Origin of the sequence: Actinokineospora sp. UTMC 2448 (assembly GCF_024760565.1) — a bacterium.
GTDB classification, from domain to species: domain Bacteria; phylum Actinomycetota; class Actinomycetes; order Mycobacteriales; family Pseudonocardiaceae; genus Actinokineospora; species Actinokineospora fastidiosa.
The window spans coordinates 165,690-181,399 of the sequence record NZ_CP031087.1; the positions used below are offsets into that span (position 1 = coordinate 165,690).

Annotated in this window: 15 protein-coding genes; 8 read left to right on the forward strand and 7 right to left on the reverse strand. The window is 72.6% G+C overall.

Annotation, left to right across the window (positions count from 1 at the left end):
• Positions 1-72 precede the first annotated feature (72 nt).
• From Actkin_RS00845 to Actkin_RS00855, 3 genes are read right to left on the reverse strand one after another with little or no spacing between them, the layout of a single operon-like run.
• Positions 73-978, reverse strand: a complete 906-nt coding sequence (locus Actkin_RS00845) for a galactofuranosyltransferase GlfT1 (RefSeq protein WP_258905478.1) — start codon at positions 976-978, stop codon at positions 73-75.
• A complete protein-coding gene (locus Actkin_RS00850; RefSeq protein WP_189210043.1) occupies positions 975-1,766 on the reverse strand; it encodes a galactan export ABC transporter ATP-binding subunit Wzt/RfbE in 792 nt (263 codons plus the stop codon). Before Actkin_RS00850 ends, Actkin_RS00845 begins: the two co-directional genes overlap by 4 nt.
• Before the next feature lie 15 nt (positions 1,767-1,781).
• On the reverse strand, positions 1,782-2,696 hold the full coding sequence (locus tag Actkin_RS00855; RefSeq protein ID WP_396122921.1) for a galactan export ABC transporter permease subunit Wzm/RfbD: 915 nt from the start codon (positions 2,694-2,696) through the stop codon (positions 1,782-1,784).
• Between the two features lie 93 nt (positions 2,697-2,789).
• On the opposite strand from Actkin_RS00855, the gene Actkin_RS00860 reads away from it, so the two are divergent.
• The 3 genes from Actkin_RS00860 to pseI are packed head-to-tail and all read left to right on the forward strand — an operon-like array spanning position 2,790 to position 4,930.
• Positions 2,790-3,449: a glycosyltransferase family 29 protein gene (locus Actkin_RS00860; RefSeq protein ID WP_189208877.1), complete on the forward strand. Its 660-nt coding sequence runs from the start codon at positions 2,790-2,792 to the stop codon at positions 3,447-3,449.
• Between the two features lie 12 nt (positions 3,450-3,461).
• The gene (locus Actkin_RS00865; protein WP_189208876.1) at positions 3,462-3,890 is read left to right on the forward strand and encodes a hypothetical protein; all 429 of its coding nucleotides are present in this window, start codon (positions 3,462-3,464) and stop codon (positions 3,888-3,890) included.
• Positions 3,887-4,930, forward strand: a complete 1,044-nt coding sequence (gene pseI / locus Actkin_RS00870) for a pseudaminic acid synthase (RefSeq protein WP_229786548.1) — start codon at positions 3,887-3,889, stop codon at positions 4,928-4,930. The genes Actkin_RS00865 and pseI overlap by 4 nt, the downstream gene beginning before the upstream one ends.
• On the opposite strand, the gene Actkin_RS00875 is transcribed toward pseI, so the two are convergent.
• Positions 4,927-6,048 carry a DegT/DnrJ/EryC1/StrS family aminotransferase gene (locus tag Actkin_RS00875; protein ID WP_258905482.1) on the reverse strand — a complete coding sequence of 374 codons (1,122 nt, stop codon included), beginning with the start codon at positions 6,046-6,048 and terminating at the stop codon, positions 4,927-4,929. The genes pseI and Actkin_RS00875 overlap by 4 nt on opposite strands.
• Positions 6,041-7,018 (reverse strand): UDP-N-acetylglucosamine 4,6-dehydratase (inverting), encoded by a 978-nt coding sequence (gene pseB, locus Actkin_RS00880; RefSeq protein ID WP_396122922.1) that lies wholly within the window; start codon positions 7,016-7,018, stop codon positions 6,041-6,043. The genes Actkin_RS00875 and pseB overlap by 8 nt, the downstream gene beginning before the upstream one ends.
• A gap of 40 nt (positions 7,019-7,058) precedes the next feature.
• Between pseB and Actkin_RS00885 the strand changes: the two genes are divergently transcribed.
• The gene (locus tag Actkin_RS00885) at positions 7,059-7,766 is read left to right on the forward strand and encodes a cytidylyltransferase domain-containing protein (RefSeq protein WP_258905483.1); all 708 of its coding nucleotides are present in this window, start codon (positions 7,059-7,061) and stop codon (positions 7,764-7,766) included.
• Positions 7,763-9,415, forward strand: a complete 1,653-nt coding sequence (locus Actkin_RS32515; RefSeq protein ID WP_309569100.1) for a bifunctional UDP-2,4-diacetamido-2,4,6-trideoxy-beta-L-altropyranose hydrolase/GNAT family N-acetyltransferase — start codon at positions 7,763-7,765, stop codon at positions 9,413-9,415. The genes Actkin_RS00885 and Actkin_RS32515 overlap by 4 nt, the downstream gene beginning before the upstream one ends.
• On the opposite strand, the gene Actkin_RS00895 is transcribed toward Actkin_RS32515, so the two are convergent.
• Positions 9,403-9,942 (reverse strand): bacterial proteasome activator family protein, encoded by a 540-nt coding sequence (locus Actkin_RS00895; RefSeq protein ID WP_189208872.1) that lies wholly within the window; start codon positions 9,940-9,942, stop codon positions 9,403-9,405. The two genes, Actkin_RS32515 and Actkin_RS00895, sit on opposite strands and share 13 nt — an antisense overlap.
• A 68-nt stretch (positions 9,943-10,010) precedes the next feature.
• On the opposite strand from Actkin_RS00895, the gene Actkin_RS00900 reads away from it, so the two are divergent.
• Positions 10,011-11,204, forward strand: a complete 1,194-nt coding sequence (locus Actkin_RS00900; protein ID WP_189208871.1) for a cysteine desulfurase-like protein — start codon at positions 10,011-10,013, stop codon at positions 11,202-11,204.
• Here the strand turns inward: Actkin_RS00900 and Actkin_RS00905 are convergent.
• Positions 11,187-12,149, reverse strand: a complete 963-nt coding sequence (locus tag Actkin_RS00905; RefSeq protein WP_258905486.1) for an NAD(P)H-quinone oxidoreductase — start codon at positions 12,147-12,149, stop codon at positions 11,187-11,189. The two genes, Actkin_RS00900 and Actkin_RS00905, sit on opposite strands and share 18 nt — an antisense overlap.
• A 145-nt stretch (positions 12,150-12,294) precedes the next feature.
• Between Actkin_RS00905 and Actkin_RS00910 the strand changes: the two genes are divergently transcribed.
• A complete protein-coding gene (locus tag Actkin_RS00910) occupies positions 12,295-13,866 on the forward strand; it encodes a M28 family metallopeptidase (protein WP_258905487.1) in 1,572 nt (523 codons plus the stop codon).
• A gap of 208 nt (positions 13,867-14,074) precedes the next feature.
• Complete coding sequence (locus tag Actkin_RS00915) at positions 14,075-15,682, forward strand: M28 family metallopeptidase (protein WP_258905490.1); 1,608 nt, start codon at positions 14,075-14,077, stop codon at positions 15,680-15,682.
• Positions 15,683-15,710 lie beyond the last annotated feature (28 nt).

The following is a 15,710-nucleotide window of genomic DNA, read 5'->3' on the forward strand; positions in this document are numbered from 1 at the left end:
CGACTCGACCACGTGCGCGCGTCCGGGGCAAGCGGGGTTCGCCGGAAGCGGATTCGCCGCGGGCTGAAAACCTCAGATCCGGAAGAACTGCTCCCGCCGCCCCCTGCGCACCAGCTTCAGCCAGTCGAGGAACGCCTTCGGGTCGCGCTTGGTGCCGATGAAGTACAGGCCGAAGCGGACGACCTCCAGCAGCCCGATCCGCCGCATGCCCGGCTGCGCCATCAGGTACCCGCGGTTGCGGTAGGTGTAGTACCGCTTGACCTCGTTCTCCGGGTCCTGGGCGTGCAGCTTGCCGAACAGCATCGGCTTGAACTCGTCCGACCCGTCCGGGTGCAGGTAGGCCACCCGCAGGCAGGTGCCGAACGGCAGCCCCGAGCGCACCAGCCGCCGGTGGATCTCCACCTCGTCGCCGCGGAAGAACAGCCGGTAGTCCGGCACGCCCACCACGTCCAGCGTCGATGCCCGGAACAGCGCGCCGTTGAACAGCGAGGCGATGCCCGGCAGGAAGTCCGCGCCCAGCTCGCTGGTCGTGCGCTTCCAGGTCAGCCCCCGGCGCAGCGGGAAGGCCAGCCGGTCGGGGGTGTCGATGTTGGTGACCACCGGCGACACCGCGGCAAGGCCGCGGCGCTCGGCCACCTCCAGCAGCACCGACAGGACGTTCTCGTCGGCCGGGCGGCCGTCGTCGTCGGCCAGCCACACCCACTCCGCGCCCATGGCGAGCGCGTGCAGCATGCCCAGGGCGAAGCCGCCCGCGCCGCCGAGGTTGCGGTGCGAGGGGAGGTAGGTGACCGGGACCCCGCAGCTCTCCACGATGTCGCGCGCCGGGTCGTCCGGGCCGTTGTCGACCACGATCAGGTGGTCCGGCGGACGGGTCTGGGCGGCCACCATCTTCAGGGAGTCGGCGAGCAGCGCCCGGCGGTGCCTGGTGACCACGACGGCCACGACCGAACCTGCGGGGAGCTGCGCGTCGCTGTTCATCCGGTCTGGCCGAGCCTTTCCAGGGTCTCCGTGCTCATGTGCTCGAACGGGTCGCGGCCCTTGTAGGCCGTGAGGACCTCGCGCAGGGAGCCGTGCATCTTCACCCGGCCCTCGTCCATCCAGATCGCGGTGTCGCAGAGCTCGAACAGCAGATCGTCGGAGTGCGAGGCGAACACCAGCATGCCGGATCGGCGGACCAGGTCGACCAGCCGGTCCCGCGCCTTGGCCATGAACGCCGCGTCGACGGCGCCGATGCCCTCGTCGAGCAGCAGGATCTCCGGGTCGATGGAGGTCACCACGCCCAGCGCCAGGCGCACCCGCATGCCGGTGGAGTAGGTGCGCAGCGGCAGGTGGAGGTAGTCGCCCAGCTCGGTGAACTGGGAGATGTCCTCGACCCGGTCCTCCATCTCCTTGCGCGTCATGCCCAGGAACAGGCCCCGGATCATGATGTTCTCCAGGCCGGAGATCTCCGGGTCCATGCCGACGGCGAGGTCGAACACCGGCGCGATCTTGCCGTTGATGCGGGCGGTGCCCTTGGTGGGCTCGTAGATGCCCGACAGCAGCCGCAGCAGGGTCGACTTGCCCGCGCCGTTGTGCCCGACCAGGGCGACCCGGTCGCCCTCCTTCAGACTCAGGCTGATGTCGTGCAGCGCCTCGATGATGGGCACCCGCGCCTCGGTGCCGATCTTCCCGCCGACCTTGCCGAGCACGGCCTTCTTCAGCGACCGAGTCTTGGCGTCGAAGATGGGGAAGTCGACGGAGGCGTTGGCGACCTCGATGTTGACCATGTCGTCAAGCCTCACTCAAACCCAGTAGGAAACACGCGCACGGTAGTTGCGCATCGCCAGCAGCGCCAGTGCCCAGCCCAACACGGTGATGCCCAGGACCACAACCCAGTGGTGCCAGCTCTGCTCGCTGCCGATGAGCGGCGCCCGCAGGATCTGGATGAAGTGGTAGAGCGGGTTCAGCTCGGCCACCAGCATCTGCCAGCTGCCGGTCTCCTTGAACTTCTGCGCCAGGATGTCGACCGGCCACACGATCGGGGTGACGAAGAACAGCAGCTGCGTCAGCGCGTTCACGACCTGCGGGATGTCGCGGTAGCGGGTGCTGATGATGCCGAACAGCAGCGCCACCCAGGTGCCGTTGACCGCGATCAGGACGAACGCGGGGACGGCGGTGATGATGGTCCAGTCCAGTCCCGGCTGCGGCGCGCCCCCCGAGGACAGGATGTAGCCGTCCCGGACGAGGTCGCTGAAGAAGATCGCCAGGACGGCGAAGTACACGAGCATGTTGTGGGCGAACATCAGCGTCAGCCGCCACACCGTGCGCAGCGCGTAGACCGTCAGCGGCGCGGGCAGGTGCTTGATCAGGCCCTCGTTCGAGATGAACGTGTCCGACCCGTCGGTCATGCAGCCGAGCATGAAGTTCCAGACGATGAACCCGACCGTCAGGTACGGCAGGAACGTGCCGATCGGCGTCTCGAACAGCTGCGAGTACAGCAGGCCGAGGCCCGCCGCGGTGACGGCCATGCTCAGGGTGATCCACAGCGGGCCGATGACCGAGCGGCGGTACCGCTGCTTGATGTCCTGCCAGCCCAGATAGGCCCACAGTTCGCGCTGGCCGAAGCCGCGGCGGATGTCGGAGATGGCCGCCGGGAAGTTGCGTCCGGCGTGGACGACGGTCACCGGCGGCTCCTCCACCACGCTGGTTGCTTGCACGGGATACGAGCGTACCGGCGGGAAGTCACCCGGTTGTGCGCGCGGTCCGTGTCACCCGTTCGTGATCTGACGGGGGGTAGTAACTTCCGCCGTGTGGTCCCCGTCACCGCCGAGTCCAGCCTGCTCAGGAACCTCATCGACGTCTACGCCGAGCACCCCGGCCCGCGCTCGGTCGCCGTGGTCGGCAACATGCCGATGCCCCCCGACGACGACCGCGCCAAGGCCATCGACGCCTGCGACCTGGTCGTCCGGGTCAACGGCTTCGTGCTGGACGACCCGGGCGACGCGCCGACCGTCGGCAGCGAGTGCCACGTGGTGGTGTTCAACCGCGCGGTGCGGGCGACCAAGTGGCTGTTCCGGGACTACCGCCGCAGGCTCTACCTCATGGTGGAGCCGGGCAGGCTGCACTGGGAGCCCGACGCCCTGCCCGACTGGTGGCCGCCGGACCTCGGCCTGGTCCCGGTCGCCAACCGGGAGGTGACGCTGCCGCTGTCGGACGCGGTGGGCATCCCCACCCGCACGGAGGCGGCATGGGCGACCACCGGCACCATGGCCGCCTGGATCGCCAGGACTTGCTACCCCGACGCCGACCTGCTGCTCACCGGCTTCTCGTTCATCGACGACCCGCACCAGACCGCGTGGGAGCACGCGGCGGGGGACTCCTGCGTCGTCGGGCCGGAACACCGGATCGCGGCCGAGGGCAGGCTGCTCGACTCGTGGACCAAGACCAGCCGGACCCGGCTGCTGCGCTGAGGGATGAGACCCATGCGGGAAACCGTCGCCGCCGTCCGCGGCCGCCTCGCCGAGCGTGTCGCCCGGCTGATCGACTTCCGGATCGACCTCGCCGTCGGCCACCGGCTCGCCGAGCACGAGCGGCGCTTCGCCGAGGAGCGCGCCCACCACGACCGCCGCATCGACGAGCACGAGCGCAGGCTGGCCGAGGTCGAGCGCGTGCACGGCTGGACGGCCAACGAGCTGGAGCGGGTCATCCCGCAGGTCGCGGCCCTGGAGGCCCGGCTGGCCGAGCTCGACGACCTGATCGCGGCGGGCCCGGCGTGGCGCGACACCGAGGCCGCGCCCGCCCGCTCGCTCATCGATGAGATCCGCCGCGAGCACGCCCGGATCCGGGTGCGGCTGACCGGCGTGGCCCAGTACGAGGAACGGCTCGGCAGGCTGGAGGAGCGGCTCGCGTGAGCGTGCGCATCGGCGGCCACCGGGTCGGGCCCGGCCACCGGCCGTTCGTCGTGGCCGAGATGTCGGGCAACCACAACGGCTCGCTGGAGCGCGCGCTGGCGATCGTCGACGCCGTGGCCGACTCCGGGGCCCAGGCGCTCAAGCTGCAGACCTACACCGCCGACACGATCACCATCGACGTCGACCGGCCGGAGTTCCGCGTCTCCGACGGGCACGCGCTCTGGGGCGGGGAGACGCTGTACTCGCTCTACCGCCGCGCGCACACCCCGTGGGAGTGGCACGGGCCGCTGTTCGCGCGGGCGCGGTCGCGCGGGCTGACGGTGTTCTCCAGCCCGTTCGACCCCACCGCCGTGGAACTGCTGGAGTCGCTGGACGCCCCGGCGTACAAGATCGCCTCGTCCGAGCTGGTGGACCTGCCGCTGATCGAGCTGTGCGCGCGCACGGGCAAGCCGCTGATCATCTCCACCGGCATGGGGACGCTCGCCGAGGTGTCCGCGGCCGTGGAGACGGCCAGGGCGGCGGGCAACGACCAGATCGTCGTCCTGGGATGCACGGCGGCCTACCCCGCCGACCCGAGCGAGACCGACCTGCGCGGGCTGCCGCTGCTGGCCGCGACCGGCGCGCTGGTGGGGCTGTCCGACCACACGCCCGGGATCGGCGTGCCGCTGGCGGCCGTGGCGCTGGGCGCGTGCCTGATCGAGAAGCACGTGACGCTCTCGCGCGCCGACGGCGGCGTGGACAGCGCGTTCTCGCTGGAGCCCGCCGAGCTGGCCGCGCTGGTCGTGGAGAGCGAGCGGGCGTGGTCGGCGCTGGGGGAGGGCCGCGTGGGGCCGCGGCCGAGCGAGCGGGAGGGGCTGCGGTTCCGCCGGTCGCTGTACGTCGTGGCCGACGTGCGGGCCGGGGAGGCGGTGTCCCGCGACAACGTGCGGTCCATCCGCCCGGCCGGGGGTCTGCCACCCGCCGCGCTGGAGACCGTGCTCGGCCGCGCGTTCCGCGCCGACGTCGCCCGGGGCACGCCGCTGAGCTGGGACCTGGTCTAGGCCCCGAAGAAGGCGCGGACGGCCGCGATGACGCGGTCCACGTCGGCGTCGGCGAGGTCGGGGAACAGCGGCAGGGACAGCTGCTCGGCGTAGAACCGCTCGGCGACCGGGCACAGGCCGCGCCGGTAGCCCAGGTCGGCGAAGACGGGGTGCCAGTACGCCGGGACGTAGTTCACCTGCACCCCGATGCCCGCGGCCCGCAGATGGTCGTACAGGGCCCTGCGGCGGCCCTCCAGGACGCGCACGGCGTACAGGTGCCACACGGGGTCGGCCTCCGGCCGCCGGGTCGGCAGGCGCAGCCCGGGCAGGTCGGCCAATCCGTCGCGGTAGCGCTCGGCGACGGCGGCGCGGCGGGCCTTGAAGGCGGGCAGGCGGCGGAGCTGGCTGCTGCCGAGCGCGCAGAGCACGTCCGGCAGGCGGTAGTTGAGGCCGAACTCGTGCACTTCCTGGTGCCAGCCGCCCTCGTCGGGGAAGCGCTGCTCGGCGCGGTCGCGGACCAGGCCGTGGTTGCGGAAGCGGCGGGCCCGCGCCAGCAGGGCGGGATCGGCCGACACCACCGCGCCACCCTCGCCGGTGGTGAGGTTCTTGGTGGGGAAGAAGGAGAACGTGGTCAGGTCGGCCAGCGAGCCGACCGGGCGGCCCCGCCACGTCCCGCCGACGGAGTGCGCGGCGTCGGCCAGCAGCAGGGCGTCGCCCTGCACGCGGCGCAGGGCGTCGTAGTCGGCGGGGTGGCCCGCGTAGTCCACGGCGGCGACGACCCGCGTGCGGGCGGTGGTGGCCACCGCGGCGGGGTCCAGGGTCAGCGTCTCGTCCTCGACGTCGGCGAACACCACTCGCGCGCCGCGCAGAGCGGCGCAGGCGGCGGTGGCCACGAACGTCATCGGCGAGCACACCACCTCGTCGCCCTGGCCGACGCCCGCCGCCGCGTAGGCGACGTGCAGCGCGGCCGTGCCGGAGGTGACGGCGACGGCGGGCGCGCCGGTCCACGCGGCCAGGTCGGCCTCGAACCGGTCGACCGCGGGGCCGGTGGTGAGCCAGTCGCCGCGCAGCACGGCGGCGACGGCGGCGACGTCGGACTCGTCGACGGACTGGCGGCCGTAGGGGAGCACCTCAGCCATGCGCGTCGACCAGCGTGCGCAGCGAGTCCTCGTCAAGCCAGAGGTCGTTGGTGTCGGAGCGGTAGGCGAACCCGTCGGGCACCGGCACGCCCGCGGCGGGCGGCTCGTAGCCCCAGCCCGCGATGTGCGGCACGACGATGTAGCGGTCGCCGTGCAGCAGGGTCCGGCGGGACTCGTCGGGCGCGATCATCTCCTCGTGCAGCTTCTCGCCCGGCCGCACGCCGATCTCGCGCGTCGGGCAGTGCGGGGCGATCGCGCGGGCGAGGTCGACCAGTCGCATGCTCGGGATGCGCGGCACGTACAGCTCGCCGCCGCGCATCAGCGCGAAGGTGTCCACGACGAACCGGACGGCCTGCGGCAGCGTGATCCAGAAGCGGGTCATCCGCTTGTCGGTGATCGGCAGCGTCTCCCCGCGCTCGGCCAGGCCCCGGAAGTACGGGATGACGCTGCCCCGCGAGCCCATCACGTTGCCGTAGCGCACGACCGCGAACCGGGTGGGGTGCCCGGCGGCGTAGTGGTTGGCGCTGATGAACATCCGGTCCGCGCACAGCTTGGTGGCGCCGTAGAGGTTGATCGGGCTCGACGCCTTGTCCGTCGACAGCGCCACGACCCGCTTCACGCCGCAGTCGATGGCGGCCTCGATGACGTTCTGGGAGCCGTGCACGTTGGTGCGCACGAACTCGAAGGCGTTGTACTCGCCGGTGTCGACCTGCTTGAGGGCGGCGGCGTGGACGACGTAGTCGACGCCGCGCATGGCCCGTTCGAGTCTGCGTCTGTCGCGGATGTCGCCGATGAACCAGCGCAGCCGGGGATCGTCGCCGAACTGCCTGCGCGCCTCGTACTGCTTGAGCTCGTCACGGCTGAGCACGATCACCTTCGCCGGGTCCAGCTCGGCGAGGGCGTGGGCGATGAACGCGCGGCCGAACGAGCCGGTGCCGCCCGTCAGCAGGATGCTGGCGCCGTCGAGCATGTTCACCCTCCGCGTCGGTTTGACTACCGGGTGCGCCATCATGGCATCCGTGCGCGTGAACGCGGTCATCCAGGCCCGCATGTCCTCCACCCGGCTGCCCGGCAAGGTCCTGCGCGACCTCGGCGGCCGCCCGGTGCTGGACTGGGTCGCCCGCGCGGCCCACCGCGCCGCCGTCGACCGCGTCATCGTCGCGACCTCGGACGACCCCTCGGACGACCCGATCGCCCTCGCCGCCGACGCCGAGGTGGTCCGCGGCCCGCTCGACGACGTCCTCGCCCGCTTCCTCATGGCCGCCGACCGGTTCCCGTGCGACGCCGTGCTGCGCCTGACCGCCGACTGCCCGCTGCTCGACCCCGGCGTGCTCGACCAGGTGGTGGGGCTCTGGCGGGCCGACCCGTCGGTGGACTACGTCAGCAACACCCTGGTCCGCACGATGCCCCGCGGCTACGACGCCGAGGTCGTCCGCACCGATGTCCTCTTCGCCCAGGCCGCCGTGCCCGACGGACCCCACCGCGAACACGTGACCAGCGGCGTCTACACCGATCCGCGGTACCGCTGCGCGGGCGTGGTCGCCAGCCCCGACGCGTCCGACCTGCGCGTCACCCTCGACACCCCGGAGGACGCGGCGGTCATCGAGACGGTGGTCGCGGCCCTGGGCGAACCCCGCATGCGGGACGTGGTGGCGTACCTGCGGGCCCACCCGTCGGTCGCGGCCAGGAACGCGCACGTCGAGCAGGCAAGCCCGTGAGACTCCTCCTCCGCGCCGACGCGAACCCCACCATCGGCGCAGGCCACCTGGCCAGGTGCGTGGCGATCGCGGAGGAGGCGGTGGCCCGAGGCTGGACGGTGACCCTCACCGGCACCCTCACCGGCGTCGACTGGCTCACCACCCACCTGGCCGCCCTAGGCGTGGAGATCCGCCCGGACTGGACCGACGCCGACATCGTCCTGATCGACCACTACGGCGCCATCACCCCGCCGGAAGCCCGCCTGGTCTCCCTCGAAGACGGCCCCCACGGCCGCCGCAAAGCCGACGTGGCCGTCGACTGCAACCTCGCCCCCACCCCCCGCCCGGCCGACGGCACCCCCTTGATCCTCCGCGGCCCCACCTACGCCCCCATCCGCACCGCCGTCCGCACCCGACGCGCCCACCCCACCCCGTCCTCCCACCTCCGCGTCGTGGTCTCAATGGGCGGCGGCACAACACCTCACGCGGTATCGGCAGCCGTGGCAGCACTCCACGCCACCAACCTCCCCCTACACATCACCGCCGTCTCCACCACACCCCTGAACCCCACCGCCACCAGATTCCCCCGCTTCCCCGCACCCACCACCGTGGAGCCTGGCGACCCACCCGACCGCCTTGCCCCCGCCGAGGCTGGCGGCCTGCCCGCTGATCGCCTCGCCCTCACCGAGGCTGGCGGCCTGCCCGCCGACCGCCTCGCCCCCGCCGACACCGGCGGCCTGCCCGCTGGCCGCCTTGCCCCCATCGAGACCGGCGGCCTGCCCGCCGACCGCCTCGCCTCCGCCGAGGGCGGCGGACTGCCCACTGACCGCCTTGCCCCCATCGAGACCGGCGGCCTACCCGCAGGGCACCGCCCTACCCCCGCCGCCGAGGCGATCGCCCCGCCCTCCGCGCGCTCGGCTCCCGTCGAGATCGAGGTCGTCCGCCCGCACCCCGACCTGCCCGCCCTGCTCGCCTCCGCCGACCTCGTCATCAGCGCCGCGGGCGTCACCCTGCTCGAGCTGTGCTGCCTAGGCGTCCCCACCGCGGTGGCCGTCATTGCCGACAACCAGATCCCCAACTACACCGCCGCCGTCGCCCAGGGCCTCGCCGCGGGGCTCGGCGACCTCACCAGCCCAGCCGCCGTCGACACCCTCCACCACCTGCTCACCACCCCCACCGCCCGCCACGACCTCGCGCGGGCCGCCAGCCGAGCGGTCGACGGGCACGGCGCCCGCCGCATCCTCGACGCCGCCGCTCAGCTCACCGTCCGCCGGGCCACCCCAGCCGACGCCGACCGGCTTCTCGCCTGGCGCAACGACCCCGGCACCCGGCGCTGGTCCGTCAACCCCGACCCGGTCTCGCCCGAGACCCACCGCCGCTGGCTCGCCCAGGACCGGCGCCTGCTCATCGCCGAGGAGGCGGGCGTCCCCGTCGGCGTGGTCCGGTTCGACCCCGTCCCGGGCGGTGTCGAGGTCAGCATCACGATCGCGCCGGAAGCGCGCGGTCGCGGCCTCGCGCGGCCGATCCTCCAAGCCGCCCAGGACACGGTCCCCGGCACCCGGCTGCTGGCCCGCGTGCACGCTGACAACACGGCGTCCCGGCGGCTGTTCGCCAGCGCGGGCTACCGCCTGGTGACCGAGGACCGGCCCTTCCTCACCTACAGGTACTGACCTGTTCCGCGGAGGTTCGGACCCTCCGGCGTCGCGCCCTGACCGGCGGGCAGGCCGCGGCGCATCTGCTCCAGCTGGACGCGCGCCGCCATCTGCTGGGCGAACAGCGCCGTCTGGATGCCGTGGAACAGCCCCTCGAGCCAGCCGACCAGCTGCGCCTGGGCGATCCGCAGCTCCGCGTCCGACGGCGTGCCGCCCTCGGTGAACGGCAGCGACAGCCGCTCCAGCTCCTCCACCAGCTCCGGCGCCAGCCCGTCCTCGAGCTCCTTGATGGAGCGCGTGTGGATCTCGCGGAGGCGGTTGCGGCTGGCCTCGTCCAGCGGCGCGGCGCGCACTTCCTCCAGCAGCTGCTTGATCATGGTGCCGATCCGCATGACCTTGGCGGGCTGCTCGACCATGTCGCCGACCGACTCGCCGGAGCCGTCCTCGTTGATGCGGGCGGCGCCGAGCGGGGAGCCGTCCGGGCCCACGACCATCACGTGGTGGGCCTGCTCGTTGGTCTCGTCGCGCTGTCCGGGCTCGCTCATGGGTGCGAGGGTAGCCGCCCCGCGGACCCGGGAAACGACCGATGGCGGACCTGCGTACGGTGTGGCGCATGGCCTTCGACGTCGCTCGAATTCGCGGGCTGTTCCCCGCGCTGGGTGACGGCTGGGTGCACCTGGACTCGCCCGCCGGAATGCAAGTGCCCGAACAGGTAGCGACCGCGGTGTCGACCGCGCTGCGCGCCCCGGTGTCCGGCCCGGGCGGGCTGTTCCCGGCCTCGCAGCGCGCCGAGGCCATCGAGGACGCCGCCCGCCGCGCCGTGGCCGACCTGGTCAACGGCGACGCCAACGGGGTCGTGCTCGGCCCCAACCCGGCCGTGCTGCTCGACCGGCTGGCCGAGGCGCTGGGCGAGCGCTGGCTGATCGGCGACGAGGTCGCCCTCTCCCGGCTGGACCACCAGGCCAACACCGTCCCGTGGCTGCGCGTGGCCCAGCGGGCGGGCGCGACCGTGCGCTGGGCCGAGATCGACATCGAGACCTGCGAGCTGCCCGCCTGGCAGTACGAGAACCTCATCTCGCACCGCACCAGGGTCGTCGCCGTGACCGCGGCGTCCGGGGCGGTCGGCACCCGGCCCGACCTGCCCAGGATCATCGCCCAGGCCAAGGAGCAGGGCGCCTTCGTCGTCGTCGACGCCTCGTCGGCCGCCCCCTTCGTCCCGATGGACATCGCCGCGCTCGGCGCCGACGTGATCGCGGTGTCGGCGAGCGCGTGGGGCGGACCGGCGGTGGCCGCGCTCGTCTTCGCCGACCCGGCCGCCATCGACCGGCTGCCCGCCAGCTCGCTCGACCCGCGCGCCACCGGCCCGCGCAGGCTCGAACTCGGCGGCCACGCCTACCCGATGCTGGCGGGCCTGGTCGCCTCCGTCGACTACCTCGCCGAGCTCGACGACGCCGCCACCGGCACCCGCCGCGAGCGCATCGCCACCTCGATCAGCTCGGCCAAGAGCTACCAGGCGGGCCTGCTGTCGCGGCTGATCGGCGACCTGCGCCAGCTGCGGCACGTCATGGTCATCGGCGACGCCATGCGCCGCATCCCCGCGCTGGCCTTCACCGTGGCCGACCGCAAGGCCGCCGAGGTGGTCGAGGACCTCGCCGAGCACGGGATCTGCGCCTTCGCCGACGACACCCCGACCGGCGTGTTCGCCACCCTCGGCGTCGGCGAGGTCGGCGGCGCGATCCGGGTGGGGCTGGCCCACTACACGACCGCGGTCGAGGTGGACCAGCTCGTCTCAGCCCTCAGCCGCTAGCACCAGCTTCCCGAACACGCCGCCCGCCTCCAGCATCCGGTGGGCGTCGGCGGCCCGGGGCAGGGGCAGCACCTCGTGGACCACCGGCCGCACCGCGCCCGACGCGATCAGCGGCCAGACGTGCTCCGCCACCGCCGCGCAGATGGCGCCCTTCTCCGCGATCGGCCGGTAGCGCAGGCTCGTCGCGGTCACCACGGCGTTCTTCGCCAGCACCGCGCCGATGTCGAACTCGGCCTTGGTGCCGCCCTGCATCCCGATCACGACCAGGCGCCCGCCCCGCTTCAGCGCGGCGATATTGCGGGAGAGGTATTTCGCGCCCATGTTGTCGAGGATGACATCGGCGGCGACTTCGTCCTCGAAAGCGGTGGACCGGTAATCCAGCGTTATGTCCGCCCCCAATTCGGCGCACCGGGTGAGCCGTTCGGCAGAACCGGCGGTCACCGCGACCGTCGCGCCGAGCGCTTTCCCGACCTGGATGGCGTGCGTGCCGATCCCGCCAGCGCCGCCGTGCACCAGCAGCGTCTCGCCGACGCCCAGCCGGGCGGTCTGGACCACGTTGGACCACACCGTGCACGCGACCTCCGGCAGCGCCGCCGCGCTCACCAGGTCCACACCGGACGGCACCGGCATGAGCTGCGCGGCGGGGACCGCGACCAGTTCGGCGTAGCCGCCGCCCGCGAGCAGCGCGCACACCTCGTCGCCGATGGACCAGCCGGTGACGTCGGGGGCCACTTCGACCACCGTTCCCGAGCATTCCAACCCGACAATCTCCGACGATCCCGGAGGGGGCGGGTAGAAACCCTTGCGCTGCAAGAGGTCGGCCCGGTTCACCGCCGTCGCCGCGACGCGCACCAGCACCTCGCCGGGGCCGGGTGTCGGATCCGGTGCCGCCGTCCAGACCAGCGCTTCCGGTCCGCCGGGGGCGGAAATCGTGATCGCCTGCATGCCGACAACGGTAATCGCACCCCGGTCGGGTCACAGTCGCAGATGAACTCTTGACCACGAGCGGATCACAGGTAAGAGTCACGCACGCCGGAAATGTCGGGGATCTTGGCCGGCACGTTCCACCCCCACGAAGGGAAGATCACCTATGTCCACTCGGACACCGGTCAAGGCGGGCGCGCTTCTGCTCGCGGCCTGCGCCGGCCTCGCGTTCACCTCGGTGCCCGCGAGCGCGCAGACGCAGTTGCCCGACGGCCCCGCGCTCGCCAGGAACCTGGTCAAGAAGGTCACCGTCAGCGGCATCAACCGCCACCTCATCGCCTTCCAGCGCCTCGCCGACCGCAACGGCGGCTCGCGCGCGGCGGGCACCCCCGGCTACGACGCGAGCGTCGACTACATCGCCGACAAGCTGCGCGACGCGGGCTACGACGTCACCACCCCGGAGTTCACCTACCCGGTGCAGGTCCTCGACGCGGCCTTCGCCCAGGTAGGCGACACTCGGGTCGAGGCGATCCCGATGGAGGAGTCGCCGCAGACCCCCGAGGGCGGTGTGACCGGCCCGCTGGTCGCCGTCCCGCAGGACGCCACCCCCGGCTGCGAGGCCTCGGACTTCGCGGGCCTGCCGATGACCGGCGCGGTCGCGCTGATCCGCCGCGGCGCCTGCACCTTCGAGTCCAAGGCGAAGAACGCCCACGCCGCGGGTGCGGTCGCGGTGCTGGTCGCCAACAACGTCGACGGTCCGCTGAGCGGCGTCACCGTCGTCGACGGCGTGGTCCCGACCGGCGGCGTGAGCAAGGCCGACGGCGACACCCTGTTCGGCCTCGGCGGCACCTCCGCCACGGTCGACATGCGCTTCCACATCGAGGAGCGCCCGTCGCGCAACGTCGTCGCCCAGACCAGGACCGGACGCACGGACAACGTGGTCATGGCGGGCGCGCACCTCGACAGCGTCGAGGTCGGCCCCGGCATCAACGACAACGGCACCGGCAGCGCCGCGCTGCTGGAGACCGCGATCCGCCTCGGCGGCTCGCCCAAGGTCAACAACGCGGTCCGCTTCGCCTGGTGGGGCGCGGAGGAGCTGGGCCTGATCGGCTCGACCAAGTACGTGCAGTCGCTGACCTTCGAGCAGCAGCTGGACATCGCGCTGTACCTGAACTTCGACATGATCGGCTCGCCGAACGCGGCGTACTTCGTCTACGACGGCGACGACTCCGACGCCGTCGGCGCGGGCGAGGGCCCGTACGGCTCGGCGCAGATCGAGGCGGCGTTCGTCGACTTCCTCGGCGCCACCGGCGTCGAGACCGAGGGCACCGACTTCTCCGGCCGCTCGGACTACGGCGAGTTCATCGCCCAGGGCATCCCGGCCGGTGGCCTGTTCACCGGGGCCGAGGGCGTCAAGACCGAGGCGCAGGCCGCCCGCTGGGGCGGCGAGGCGGGCGTTGCCTACGACCCGTGCTACCACCAGGCGTGCGACAACCTGGGCAACGTCGACCGCGTGGCGCTGGACCGCAACGCCGACGCCATGGCGTGGGTGACCGCGTCCTACGGCATCAGCACCGAGGACATCAACGGCGCCCCGCCGCGCATGGCCACCGCGGGCAAGACCACCACCATGGCCGCCGTGTCCGACCGCGACGCCCGGGCTGCCTACCGGCTCTCGGTGATCGAGAGCCAGGCGCACGAGCACCACGGCGGGCACTCGCACGCCGCGACCTCCTGAATCACCCAACCGGAAGAACTCCGTGCCGCCACCTGGCGGCACGGAGTTCTTTTTGTCTGAGGTGACAGGTGACGGAATATCGGCATGTGACGTTGGTAAGGGACACCCCTTGACCGGTAGCCGGGAGCACGTGAGGGTGGCTCTCGCCGGAGCACGGACCGCGTCGGGGCGGTCACCGGCTGGCACTCATCCGAGTAAGGGGACCTGCATGCCCAAACCTCACACGCTCCGCGTCAGCGCCGCCGTCATGGTGGCGGCGGGCGCGCTCGCGTTCTCCACGATCCCGTCGGTGGCCGCGCCGACCGCGTCCGCGCTGCCGGACGGCCCCGCGCTGGCCAGGAACCTCGTCACGAAGGTGACCGGGGCCGCCGTGAACCGGCACCTCATCGCCTTCCAGCGCCTCGCCGACCGCAACGGCGGCACCCGCGCCTCCGGCACGCCGGGCTACGACGCCTCGGTGGGCTACCTCCAGGAGAAGCTGACCGAGGCCGGGTTCGAGGTGACCAGGGAGGCCTTCCCGTTCACCTTCACCCAGACCCTGGCGCAGACGCTCAAGGCCGGTGACCGGACCATCCCGATCACGATCATGACCTACAGCCTGTCGACCCCGGTCGGCGGCGTGACCGCCCCGCTGGCCGTCGCCGCCGTCGACGACACCCCCGGCTGCGAGGCGAGCGACTACACCGACGCCGCTGGCAAGATCGCGCTGGTCCAGCGCGGCGCCTGCACCTTCGCCCAGAAGAACCAGGCCGCCTTCGACGCGGGCGCCGTGGCCGCGATCGTCTACAACAACGCCGACGGCCCGGTGAACGGCACCCTCGGCTCGGTCGAGGCCGCCAAGCTGCCCGTCGGCGGCATCACCAGGGCTGACGGCGAGGCGCTGGCCGCCGCGGGCGGCACCGTCACCTTGGAACTGCGCGCGCTGCGCGAGGAGCGCACGACCTACAACCTGCTCGCCGAGACCACGACCGGCCGCAAGGACAACGTCGTGATGGCGGGCGCCCACCTCGACAGCGTCGTCGCCGGTCCCGGCATCAACGACAACGGCACCGGCAGCGCCGCGCTGCTGGAGACCGCCCTGCGCCTGGGCGGCTCCCCTCGGGTCAACAACGCCGTGCGCTTCGCGTGGTGGGGCGCCGAGGAGCTGGGCCTGGTCGGGTCCACGCGCTACGTGCGGTCGCTGAGCTTCGAGGAACAGTTGGACATCGCGCTGTACCTCAACTTCGACATGATCGGCTCGCCGAACGCCGCGCACTTCGTCTATGACGGCGACAACTCCGATGCCGTCGGCGCGGGTCCCGGCCCGTACGGCTCGGCGCAGATCGAGGCGGCGTTCGTCGACTTCCTGGAGGCCACCGGCACGCCCACCGAGGGCTCGGACTTCACCGGCCGCTCGGACTACGGCGAGTTCATCGCCCAGGGCATCCCGGCGGGCGGGCTGTTCACCGGGGCCGAGGGGATCAAGACCGAGGCGCAGGCGGCGAAGTGGGGCGGCGAGGCCGGTGTCGCCTACGACCCGTGCTACCACCTGAAGTGCGACAACCTCGGCAACATCGACCGGGTCGCGCTGGACCGCAACGCCGACGCCATGGCGTGGGTCGTCGCCTCCTACGGCATCAGCACCGAGGACATCAACGGCGTCCCGCCGCGGGCCACGGCCAAGCAGGTCGCCGCGGCCAAGGCCGAGCGTGCCGACGTCCGGCTGGCGCAGAAGTCGGTGATGCGCACGCAGATGGCCCAGGACGACGCGCGGATGACGGCGGCGAGCGGCAACGCCGGTCCCGGCTGCATCCACGTCGACCAGGCCATCGCCTGACCGAGTGCGGCGAACGCCCCCGCCACCG